Source organism: Pseudoalteromonas sp. SR43-3, from assembly GCF_014163875.1.
In the GTDB taxonomy this organism is placed as follows: Bacteria; Pseudomonadota; Gammaproteobacteria; order Enterobacterales; family Alteromonadaceae; genus Pseudoalteromonas; species Pseudoalteromonas distincta.
The window spans coordinates 104,588-116,270 of record NZ_JACJEC010000005.1; the positions used below are offsets into that span (position 1 = coordinate 104,588).

The 11,683-nt window shown below is 40.0% G+C and carries 9 protein-coding genes and 5 tRNA genes; 3 read left to right on the plus strand and 11 right to left on the minus strand.

What is annotated here, in order from left to right:
• Nucleotides 1-73: 73 nt before the first annotated feature.
• From H5088_RS08490 to H5088_RS08535, 10 genes are all read right to left on the minus strand, one after another.
• Nucleotides 74-364 (minus strand): HU family DNA-binding protein, encoded by a 291-nt coding sequence (locus tag H5088_RS08490; RefSeq protein ID WP_158000827.1) that lies wholly within the window; start codon nucleotides 362-364, stop codon nucleotides 74-76.
• Nucleotides 365-547: 183 nt separating this feature from the next.
• Entirely contained in the window at nucleotides 548-2,917 is a 2,370-nt protein-coding gene (gene lon, locus H5088_RS08495) for an endopeptidase La (protein ID WP_182694190.1), read from the minus strand.
• A 151-nt stretch (nucleotides 2,918-3,068) separates the two neighbouring features.
• A complete protein-coding gene (gene clpX / locus H5088_RS08500; protein WP_002958344.1) occupies nucleotides 3,069-4,352 on the minus strand; it encodes an ATP-dependent protease ATP-binding subunit ClpX in 1,284 nt (427 codons plus the stop codon).
• Between the two features lie 135 nt (nucleotides 4,353-4,487).
• Nucleotides 4,488-5,105 (minus strand): ATP-dependent Clp endopeptidase proteolytic subunit ClpP, encoded by a 618-nt coding sequence (clpP, locus tag H5088_RS08505; protein ID WP_002958346.1) that lies wholly within the window; start codon nucleotides 5,103-5,105, stop codon nucleotides 4,488-4,490.
• 164 nt (nucleotides 5,106-5,269) lie between these two features.
• Nucleotides 5,270-6,574 (minus strand): trigger factor, encoded by a 1,305-nt coding sequence (tig, locus tag H5088_RS08510; RefSeq protein ID WP_002958347.1) that lies wholly within the window; start codon nucleotides 6,572-6,574, stop codon nucleotides 5,270-5,272.
• Nucleotides 6,575-6,952: 378 nt separating this feature from the next.
• A tRNA-Pro gene (locus H5088_RS08515) sits at nucleotides 6,953-7,029 on the minus strand.
• Nucleotides 7,030-7,099: 70 nt separating this feature from the next.
• Nucleotides 7,100-7,176, minus strand: a tRNA-Pro gene (locus tag H5088_RS08520).
• A 14-nt stretch (nucleotides 7,177-7,190) separates the two neighbouring features.
• A tRNA-His gene (locus H5088_RS08525) sits at nucleotides 7,191-7,266 on the minus strand.
• A 23-nt stretch (nucleotides 7,267-7,289) separates the two neighbouring features.
• Nucleotides 7,290-7,366: transfer RNA gene (locus H5088_RS08530), tRNA-Arg, on the minus strand.
• A 57-nt stretch (nucleotides 7,367-7,423) separates the two neighbouring features.
• A tRNA-Pro gene (locus H5088_RS08535) sits at nucleotides 7,424-7,500 on the minus strand.
• Nucleotides 7,501-7,853: 353 nt separating this feature from the next.
• Here H5088_RS08535 and folD point away from each other — a divergent pair.
• The gene (folD, locus tag H5088_RS08540; protein WP_182752673.1) at nucleotides 7,854-8,708 is read left to right on the plus strand and encodes a bifunctional methylenetetrahydrofolate dehydrogenase/methenyltetrahydrofolate cyclohydrolase FolD; all 855 of its coding nucleotides are present in this window, start codon (nucleotides 7,854-7,856) and stop codon (nucleotides 8,706-8,708) included.
• A gap of 72 nt (nucleotides 8,709-8,780) precedes the next feature.
• On the opposite strand, the gene cysS is transcribed toward folD, so the two are convergent.
• Nucleotides 8,781-10,160 carry a cysteine--tRNA ligase gene (cysS, locus tag H5088_RS08545; protein ID WP_024596371.1) on the minus strand — a complete coding sequence of 460 codons (1,380 nt, stop codon included), beginning with the start codon at nucleotides 10,158-10,160 and terminating at the stop codon, nucleotides 8,781-8,783.
• 155 nt (nucleotides 10,161-10,315) lie between these two features.
• On the opposite strand from cysS, the gene H5088_RS08550 reads away from it, so the two are divergent.
• Nucleotides 10,316-10,807, plus strand: coding sequence for a peptidylprolyl isomerase (locus H5088_RS08550; protein WP_002958350.1), 492 nt, complete (start codon nucleotides 10,316-10,318; stop codon nucleotides 10,805-10,807).
• Nucleotides 10,808-10,895: 88 nt separating this feature from the next.
• A complete protein-coding gene (locus H5088_RS08555; RefSeq protein ID WP_002958351.1) occupies nucleotides 10,896-11,633 on the plus strand; it encodes a UDP-2,3-diacylglucosamine diphosphatase in 738 nt (245 codons plus the stop codon).
• The last annotated feature ends 50 nt before the right edge of the window (nucleotides 11,634-11,683 follow it).

Consider the following 11,683-nt stretch of genomic DNA (forward strand, 5'->3'; position numbering starts at 1 on the left):
AGTTACTTAACTCATCTGTTGTGGTGAATCAGTAACTTTACACTCGCCATAACTAATGTGTTTAAAACAGTGATTAGTTTACTGCGTCTTTAAGCGCTTTACCGGCTTTGAAAGCTGGAATAGTTGCAGCAGCAATTTGGATAGTTTCACCAGTTTGCGGGTTACGGCCTGAACGTGCAGCACGTTCACGTACTGAGAAAGTACCAAAACCTACAAGTGCAACTGAGTCGCCATCTTTTAGCGCGCCAGATACAGATTCGATGAATGAATCTAGTGCACGACCTGCAGCCGCTTTAGAAATGTCAGCATCAGCTGCGATTTGATCGATTAATTGAGATTTATTCACAATATCATCCTCTTTCATTGTTATTATCAAGAGCGATGGTTTTTTAAACTAACATCACTTTTTTGAAAATTTTAGAGCAAACTTTTAATGCCCACATTATTATATTTTTCTTAAGCCTAGGCCCCGTAAGGGCTAGGCTTGAAAACCAGTGCTTAACTTATCATACCGTTTAGATTTGAAAAGCCCTAAAAAGCACTTTTTTTATGTTTTTTCTTGGTTTTTAGGTGTTTCGACCGAAAAACTCTCAACAGGATGCACTAAAGCAAGCTTTAACACCTCGTCAATCCAAGTAACTGGGTGAATATCAAGACCTGCCAGCACGTTGTCTGGTATCTCTTTTAAGTCACGTTCGTTAATTTTTGGAATGATCACTGTTTTAATTCCACCACGATGCGCCGCTAATAACTTCTCTTTTAAACCACCAATCGGAAGTACTTCACCGCGTAGTGTAATTTCACCAGTCATAGCAACATCTGCTCGTACAGGATTACCCGTTAAGCTAGATACAAGACCCGTTACCATTGCTGCGCCCGCACTAGGACCATCTTTTGGTGTTGCGCCCTCAGGTACGTGTACGTGAATATCACGTTTTTCGTAAAAGTCGCTGTTAATACGGAAAGTATCTGCTCGATTACGCACAACCGTCATTGCAGCTTGAATCGACTCTTGCATTACATCGCCAAGAGAGCCGGTGTAACTTAACTTGCCTTTACCTGGCACTGCCGCACATTCAATTGTTAGCAAATCACCGCCAACTTCTGTCCATGCTAAGCCTGTAACTTGACCAATACGGTCGCCATCTTCAGCTTTGCCATAGTCAAAGCGCTGCACACCTAAAAACTCTTCTAGGTTATCTTGATTGATGGTCACTATTTTAGTGTCTTTTTCAAGTAAGATATTTTTAACGGCTTTACGGCATAGTTTCGAAATTTCGCGCTCTAAGTTACGTACACCCGCTTCACGTGTGTAATAACGAATAATGCCAATAATTGCGCTGTCTTCGATAACTATTTCAGACTCTTTTAAGCCGTTACGTTTAACTTGTTTAGTAATTAAGTGCTCTTTTGCAATGTTTAGCTTTTCATCTTCGGTGTAACCCGACAAGCGAATAACTTCCATACGGTCCAATAATGGACCAGGAATGTTAAAGCTGTTTGATGTTGCTACAAACATAACGTCAGATAAATCGTAATCGACTTCAAGATAGTGATCGGCAAAATGACTGTTTTGCTCCGGATCAAGCACCTCTAACAATGCTGATGCTGGATCGCCGCGCATATCTGATGACATTTTATCGATTTCATCTAATAAGAATAATGGGTTTTTAACGCCCACTTTTGTCATGTTTTGAATTAGCTTACCTGGCATTGAACCTATGTATGTACGACGATGACCGCGAATCTCAGCTTCATCACGTACGCCGCCAAGCGCCATACGAACATACTTACGACCAGTAGAACGTGCAATAGATTGCCCAAGTGATGTTTTACCAACACCTGGTGGTCCAACTAAACATAAAATTGGCCCTTTGAGCTTATTAGTACGCTGTTGTACTGCGAGGTACTCAATAATGCGTTCTTTTACTTTATCTAAGCCGTGATGATCGCTATCAAGAATTTTTTGTGCGCCTGCTAAGTCTTTTTTCACTTTAGAGCGTTTTTTCCATGGCACATTAATTAATGTATCTATGTATGAACGCACTACAGTTGCTTCTGCAGACATTGGCGACATCATTTTAAGCTTATTGAGCTCTGTAGTTGCCTTTTCTTTAGCTTCATCAGGCATGCCAGAATCTTCAATACGCTTTTTAAGCGCTTCAAATTCATCAGGCACATCATCAAGCTCACCAAGTTCTTTTTGAATGGCTTTCATTTGCTCATTGAGGTAATACTCGCGCTGAGATTTTTCCATCTGCTTTTTAACGCGGGTACGAATTTTCTTCTCAACTTGCAATAAGTCTATTTCGCCTTCCATTAGTGCCATTAAATATTCAAGACGTTCTGTGACACTTGAAATTTCGAGCACTTTTTGTTTTTCAGGTACTTTAAGCGGCATATGCGCTGCCATTGTGTCGGCAAGACGTGCTGGCTCATCAATACCTGAAACCGAAGTTAGTACTTCAGGTGGAATTTTTTTATTTAGCTTTACATAGCCTTCAAACTGGCTAATTGCGCTTCGGATAAAAATATCTTGCTCTTGTTCATCTACAGAATCAGATTCAATAAATTGAGCATTAGCGACAAAAAAGTCATCGTTATCTACAAATTCTTCAATTTGTGCGCGCTGTGTACCTTCCACTAAAACTTTAACTGTACCGTCTGGTAATTTTAATAACTGAAGTACAGTGGCAATAGTACCGATACGATAAATATCATCTTGCTCTGGTTCATCTACAGTTGCATCTTTTTGTGCAACCAAGAAAATTTGTTTGTCTTTGTCCATTGCCGCTTCTAGGCATTTTATTGATTTTTCACGGCCAACAAAAAGCGGGATCACCATGTGCGGGTATACCACAACATCGCGCAGTGCAAGGACTGGGATTTCGACTCGGTCGGTTCTCTCAAGCGTCATTATAGTTTCTCTTCGCACTTCATTTATTTTAAAGATTACTCAAGTATATGGGGATAACCTAATTAAAGTTCAACAATTTTCCCTAACTCGATTAAATTAATTATAAAAAAAGGAGCCTAAGGCTCCTTTTTCCATTCAAATAGCTTAAAAACTATTCTGATGCAGCTTTATCTTGTTTATTATTTTCATAAATCAAGATTGGATCTGACTCACCTTTAATAACGGTTTCATCAATAACCACTTTGCTTACATCATCCATTGAAGGAAGTTCGTACATAGTATCAAGTAATACACCTTCAACAATTGAACGAAGACCACGTGCGCCTGTTTTACGCTCCATTGCTTTGTGGGCAATTGCAGCTAAGGCATCATCGCGAAACTCAAGTTCAACGTCTTCCATACCAAACAATACTGAAAACTGTTTAGTAATCGCGTTTTTAGGTTCACTCAATATTTGTACAAGAGCTGCTTCATCAAGTTCAGTTAACGTAGCCACTACCGGCAAACGGCCTATGAACTCAGGAATTAAGCCATATTTAACTAAATCTTCTGGCTCTACATCTTTAAATGTTTCACTTAAAGAACGACTCGCCGCAGACTCTTTTACGCTAACGCCAAAACCGATACCGGTGTTTTTATGGCTACGTTGCTCAATTACTTTATCTAGGCCTGAAAATGCACCACCACAAATAAACAAGATTTTAGATGTATCTACTTGTAAAAACTCTTGCTGTGGATGTTTACGACCACCTTGCGGTGGAACAGAAGCAACGGTGCCTTCAATCAGTTTAAGTAGCGCCTGTTGAACGCCCTCGCCTGATACGTCGCGCGTAATTGAAGGATTATCTGATTTACGAGAAATCTTGTCAATTTCATCGATGTAGACAATACCGCGCTGTGCTTTTTCAACATCGTAATCGCACTTTTGTAAAAGCTTTTGAATGATGTTTTCAACATCTTCACCTACATAACCTGCTTCGGTTAATGTAGTGGCATCGGCCATAGTAAACGGCACGTCAAGTAGGCGCGCTAATGTTTCTGCAAGTAATGTTTTACCACTACCTGTTGGGCCGATAAGCAAAATATTACTTTTACTTAATTCAATGTCTTGCTTAGTCGATTGGTTACGTAGGCGTTTATAATGGTTATAAACGGCAACAGACAATACTTTTTTAGCATGGTCTTGACCAATAACATAATCGTCTAAGTGTTTACGAATTTCTTTTGGTACAGGTAGTTTGTCAGACGTATCATGCTTAGGAGCAATGTCTTTGATCTCTTCCCTGATAATATCGTTACACAACTCTACACATTCATCGCAAACGTATACTGAAGGGCCTGCAATTAATTTACGCACTTCATGTTGGCTTTTGCCACAAAAAGAGCAGTATAACAATTTATTACTTTTGTCGCCGTCTGTAGGAGTGTCAGACATTCAGCTACCTCATTTTATTACGTTGGCCCCCAAAACTATTGGCGGCTATTTCAATACGCTTTAACTATACCAAAATTTATTGGTTTTCGCATAGTAACTCAAAGTGGCAAACAGGTAGTCCTGCTTACCAAGCGCTTACTTTTTGTCGCGATTTGTAAACACAGAGTCTACCAAGCCGTAATCTACAGCTTGCGAAGCACTCATGAAGTTATCACGATCAGTGTCTTTAGAGATAATATCTAATGGTTGGCCTGTATGCTCAGCCATTAAGCGGTTAAGCTTATCTTTAATAGACAGAATTTCTTTAGCGTGTATTTCAAAGTCAGATGCTTGACCTTGGAAACCACCTAATGGTTGGTGAATCATCACACGTGAGTTTGGTAGGCAAAAACGCTTACCTTTAGCACCAGCAGTAAGTAAAAAAGCACCCATGCTTGCAGCTTGACCTACACATATTGTACTTACATCTGGTTTGATGAAGTTCATTGTGTCGTAAATAGCCATACCCGCAGTTACTGAACCACCTGGTGAGTTGATATATAAAAAGATATCTTTATCAGGGTTCTCTGATTCTAAAAATAGCATTTGCGCTAAGATCAGATTTGCCATGTTGTCTTCAACTTGACCTGTTAAAAAGATAATACGCTCTTTTAATAATCTCGAATAAATATCATACGAGCGCTCGCCTTTTGGTGTTTGTTCAACAACCATTGGGACCAATGCATTTAGGGGATCTGTAATACCAGTATTCATACTTATTTAATTCCTTATGCGCTTATACTTATCCTTATTATAAGGAAGCATAGTTATCGTTTTTCGCAAATTTAGAGCCAAAAACTAAAATGGCCCGGGCACGCTGTATAAACAGAGTAACACGAGCCATTTAATCGTTAGCGAGAGCTTAAGTCAATGACTTATTAAGCACCTTGCTGTGGATTCATGATGTCATCAAATGCTTTTTCAACATCAGTAACAACTGCTTTAGCTAAAATAGCTTCAACAGCTTGCTCTTCCATTGCTACATTACGCATTTGCTGCATAAGTTGATCATTACCTTTGTAGTATTCTACTACTTCAGTTGGATCTTCGTATGCAGAAGCTACTGTTGCGATTAATGCTTCAACTTTAGCATCATCAACTTTGATGTCGTTAGCTTTAATCACTTCACCTAATAAAAGGCCAGTTTTTACACGTGTTACAGCTTGCTCGTGGAACAATTCAGCTGGAAGCTCTGGCATGTTTTGAGCGTCGCCGCCAAAACGTTGAGCTGCTTGCTGACGTAGAGCATCAACTTCTTGATCAACAAGTGCTTTAGGCACTTCGATTTCGTTGTTAGCTAAAAGACCTTTGATTGCTTGGTCTTTAACGCTTGCTTTAACCGCTTGGTCTAGCTCACGTGTCATGTTCTTTTTAACTTCTTCTTTAAGCGCGTCTACGCCGCCTTCGGTAACACCGAATTTAGTTGCAAACTCTTCGCTTAATTCTGGTAATTCTTGCGCTTCAACTTTTTTCACTGTGATAGTGAATTGAGCCGCTTTACCTTTTAAGTTTTCAGCGTGGTAATCATCAGGGAAAGTTACATCAGCAACTACTTCTTCGCCTGCTTTTTTACCTACGATGTTATCTTCAAAACCTGGGATCATACGACCTTGGCCAAGTTCTAATGGGAAGTCTTCAGCTTTGCCGCCTTCAAATACTTCACCGTCGATAGTACCTACGAAATCAACTGTTACACGGTCGTTTTCGCCAGCAGCTGCATCAACATCAGCCCACGCTGCGTGTTGCTTACGAAGTGTTTCTAGCATGTTAGCTAAATCTTCGTCAGTTACTGTTACTGCTGGTTTTTCAACAGTAATTTTATCTAGACCTTGAACTTCAACTTCAGGGTAAACTTCAAACGTTGCTGAGAATTCTAAATCTTTACCTGCTTCAAGTGATTTAGGAGCGAATGTAGGCGCGCCAGCTGGGTTGATTTTTTCAGAAACGATTGCTTCGATGTAATTACGTTGCATTACTTCGCCAGCAACTTCTTGACGAACTGCAGGGCCAAAACGCTTGTTAATTACAGATACTGGAACTTTACCAGCACGGAAACCATCTATACGCTGTGTTTTTGACAGTTGTTGTAGGCGTTTTTTTACTTCGGTCTCAACGTTCTCTGAAGGAACGGTGATAGTTATACGGCGCTCAAGGCCTTGGGTCGTCTCAACAGAAACTTGCATGATTTACCTCAATATTCAATTTTGGCGACTGTTCGCCTTCCTTTACAAACAAAGTGTTCTGCATGAGTCTTGATAAAGTTTAAGCGGTTTTTCACACTTAAAAGCATCCGTCGCTACCATGAGACACCATTGCTGCTTTGCCCTTCGGGCACTATGTTAAACAATAGACGCGGCATTATAACCTAATATTTATGATAGTCGAGTATAGGGGGCAATTATTTGGACTAGATAAGGGACTATAAAGACTAACTGAATAAAAAACAGGCTAACTACGGACTAAATAGAATAAAATAGAAATTATTTAATAGAATTATAGGCTAACAGATTTAGATTTATAACTTAGAGGAATTTACTTATTGTTCTTATTAGATAAGAAAATGGTCGGCGATGCAGGATTTGAACCTGCGACCCCTTGGACCCAAACCAAGTGCGCTACCAAACTGCGCTAATCGCCGACATTGAAGAGTTAACTTCTTTTTTCATACTGAACACTTAAACTGAGAGTTTAAGACCATTTTAAGAAAATGGTCGGCGATGCAGGATTTGAACCTGCGACCCCTTGGACCCAAACCAAGTGCGCTACCAAACTGCGCTAATCGCCGATATTCGTTGTAAATGGGGTGACTGATGGGGCTCGAACCCACGACAACCGGAATCACAATCCGGGGCTCTACCAACTGAGCTACAATCACCGCTATATTTACATGTTTTCAAATGGTGCACCCAGAAGGATTCGAACCTTCGACCGACGCCTTAGAAGGGCGTTGCTCTATCCAGCTGAGCTATGGGCGCATCGAAAACTTCATAGTTTACCAATAAGCTATTCGATTATAAAAAATTATAAAAAAATGGTCGGCGATGCAGGATTTGAACCTGCGACCCCTTGGACCCAAACCAAGTGCGCTACCAAACTGCGCTAATCGCCGAAACTTATTATTGTTAGCGAGTGACCTCGTTGACAACGGGGTGCATAATAGTGATTTGACGGGGTTAGGTCAAACGTTTTTTTAAGAAAACCAATCAAGTGCTCATTTTTAGTGCACAATGGTTAAATATTACAATAGTCGGCTGAATTTTAAACTATTTAACAGCTCAAACGTTATATACCTTAAAAGCAACTTGGCGCTGCTATGCTTTTCTGCGAAAATAGTAGGCATATTATAAAACGAGTTAAATAAAGAGCGTATTTTTCTTTATTAGCATTTTTACCCCTATTTTATTGTGCATTCGTTTTTAGAGTATCGGTATCTAGTTAATTAACCCCAATTAAAGGTCACCCATGACGGCAAACATCATTGATGGTAAGGCAATCGCAAAACAAGTACGTAGCGCTGTAGCAGAACGCGTAAGTGAACGTGTAGCAAATGGTTTACGTGCACCAGGACTTGCAGTAGTACTTGTAGGACTTGATCCAGCAAGCCAAGTTTATGTTGGTTCAAAACGTAAAGCCTGTGAAGAAGTAGGTTTTATCTCTAAATCATTTGATTTACCAGCAGACACACAAGAGCAAACTCTTTTAGATTTAATTGACGAGCTAAATAATGATGCCGAAGTTGATGGAATTTTAGTGCAGTTACCACTGCCAGAAGGTCTTGATGCTGAAAAGATTTTAGAACGTATTACCCCACATAAAGATGTTGATGGATTTCATCCATATAACATTGGTCGATTAGCACAGCGTATGCCTGCCCTTCGCCCATGTACCCCTAAAGGTATTATTACATTACTTGATTCAACGGGTGTACGTTATAAAGGGATGCATGCAGTTGTCGTTGGCGCGTCAAATATTGTTGGTCGTCCAATGTCGTTAGAGCTTTTATTAGCAGGTTGTACTACCACTGTGTGCCATAAATTTACTCAAGACTTAGAAACACATGTTCGCCGCGCTGACTTATTAGTTGTGGCTGTCGGTAAACCTGAATTTATACCGGGAGATTGGATAAAAGAAGGCGCTATTGTTATCGATGTGGGCATTAACCGCTTAGATACGGGTAAATTAGTCGGTGATGTTCAATACAGTGTGGCCGAACAAAAAGCGCATTTTATTACACCTGTACCAGGTGGCGTTGGCCCGATGACTGTCGCAAGCTTAATTGAAAACACACTTGAAGCGTGTGAAAAGTATCACAGCTAAGCTGTTAAAAAATCAAAAAAGGGTTGCCATTTGGCAACCCTTTTTTAGTTTGACCTGAATTACTTTAAACGCTTACGCTTTACGCCACGTTGTTTTACCAGCTGAATCTTCAAGTATTACACCTAACGCATTAAGCGCATCACGTGCTTCATCAGCAGCAGCCCAGTCCTTACTAGCACGTGCTTCGTTCCGCTTTACAATTAATGCTTCAATTGTCGCAACTTCGTCGTCATCTTGCCCACCTTGTAAAAAAGCTTCCGGTGCTTGTTGAGCAACACCTAACACTTCACCGAGGCTACGCAGTATAAACGCTAACTTGCCAGCTTGACCTGCGTCACTTTCTTTTACGCGGTTTAATTCTTTAGCAAGTTCGAACAACACAGGTAGTGCTTCTGGTGTATTAAAGTCGTCATTCATTGCTTTTCTAAACTTAGCAACAAACTCATTGCCTTCTAAGTCGCACTCTACCGGTACGACATCACGAAGCGCTGTATAAATGCGTTCAAGTGATGAACGCGCTTGGTCTAAATTTTCTTGTGAGTAATTTAATTGGCTGCGGTAATGCCCTGAAATTAAAAAGTAACGAACAGATTCGGCATCGTATGCTTTTAAAACTTCACGCACAGTAAAAAAGTTATCTAACGACTTAGACATTTTTTCTTTATTTACTTGCACCATGCCAGTATGTATCCATGTATTTACATACTTGCCGTTGTTTGCACAGCACGACTGGGCAATTTCGTTTTCATGATGTGGAAACTGTAAATCAGACCCCCCACCGTGAATATCAAAATGCTCACCTAAGTGTTTTGAGCTCATTGCCGAACATTCAATATGCCAACCAGGACGCCCTTCACCCCACGGTGATGACCATGATGGCTCACCTGCTTTGGCTTTTTTCCATAACACAAAATCAAGCGGATCGTCTTTATCTTGAGCCACTTCTACGCGAGAGCCCGATTGCAACATAGTTAAATCTTGCTGAGAAAGCGCACCATATTGCTCAAACGTTGATACATCAAACAAAACATCGCCATCAGCTGCAACATAGGCATGGCCTTTTTCAATCAAGCGCTTAACCATAACGATAATTTCATCCATATGGCTTGTAACTGTTGGTTCAACATCTGGGCGTAGCATATTTAGGCTATCAAAATCTTCATGCATCGCTTTAGTCATGCGCACAGTTAAGTCGTTTATTGACTCACCATTTTCATTTGCACGTTTAATTATTTTATCGTCGATATCTGTAATGTTACGTACATATTTTAAATCGTAACCAATATGACGTAAGTAGCGCACAATAACGTCAAAACCAACAAAAGTACGAGCGTGTCCAATATGGCAGTAATCATAAATGGTGATACCACACACATACATGTCGATTTTGCCTTCGACCATAGGTTTAAATTGCTCTTTTTGTCGCGTGAGTGTGTTGTATATATTTACCATTTACTTTGAGTCCTTGACTATTTACTTGAACAGTTATGTTACCACTTGAAAAGCCCCTGCTCTAGCGCTTTATAACAAACCAAACATCTACTTTGTTAATCTTAGCCAACTACGATAAAATAGCGCCAATATTTAAACCAGATATAGGAAAACACATGGTTGTTCTACACACCAATTTTGGTGACATCACCATTAAAATGTTTGAGCAAGAAGCTCCAAACACTGTTAAAAACTTTTTAGAGTATGCAAATGCTGATTTTTTCAACGGCACTATCTTTCATCGTGTAATCGATGGTTTTATGGTTCAAGGCGGTGGTTTTGTACCAGGTATGGAACAAAAAGAAGTTAACGACCCAATTAAAAATGAAGCTAATAATGGCCTATCTAACAAGATAGGTACTTTAGCAATGGCACGTACACCTGATCCTCATTCAGCTACAGCGCAGTTTTTCATTAACGTGAATAACAACGACTTTTTAAACCACAGTAGCGAAACATCGCAAGGCTGGGGTTACTGTGTTTTTGCTGAAGTAGTAGAAGGCATGGACGTAGTAAATAAAATAAAAGGCGTAGCAACAGGTAGTACTGGTTTTCACCAAGACGTGCCTCTTGAAGATGTGATCATCGAAAGCGTTACTGTTAGCTAATAGTAAGTTTACCCACGTAATGTGGAGTATCAGCGGGCATTTACCAATGTGTATACGCCCGCTTTATTTATATCGAAAAGACTGACCTATGACTCGCCAAACTTACTTTATTGCAGATTTACACCTAAGCGAAAACCGCCCCGACATTAGCGCTGCATTTTTTGACTTTTTAAATACGCATATACTAAATAAAGATGTAGATGCACTTTATATTTTGGGTGATTTTTTTGAAGTATGGGTTGGAGATGACTACATTACAGCGCTGAGTGCCGATGTAGCAAAGCATTTAAGCGCCGTTAATGATGGTGGGACACCTGTTTATTTTATACATGGCAACCGTGATTTCATCATGCGCAAGCAATATGCAGACATGGCCGCAATGACTTTACTCGATGAACAAACAGTCATTGATTTATATGGTACGCCTACCGTTATTTTACATGGCGACGAAATGTGTACTCAAGATACTGAGTATCAAAAATTTCGTAAAAAAAGCCGTGGTTGGTGGTGGCCAAAATTAATGCTTGCAATGCCACTTTGGTATCGTAAAAAAATAGCGCGTAATGCCCGTGAAAAAAGTAAGTTGAGCCAAGCTGATAAACCTATCGAAATTTTAGACGTTGTAGATGAAGCCGTGCTTGCCACCTTTGCCAAACATAACGTTACTAATATGATTCATGGTCATACTCACCGCCCTAATGTTCATACCTATAAAGTTAATGAACAAACGCTTACTCGTACAGTGCTAGGTGACTGGTATACCCAAGGCTCTTATTTAGTCGTTACCCCTCAATCACAAGAATTAATTAGCACGCCTTTCGCATAATTTAAAATCCTGACTATTATTTAACTATATATTTGAATAATAGTGAGAGG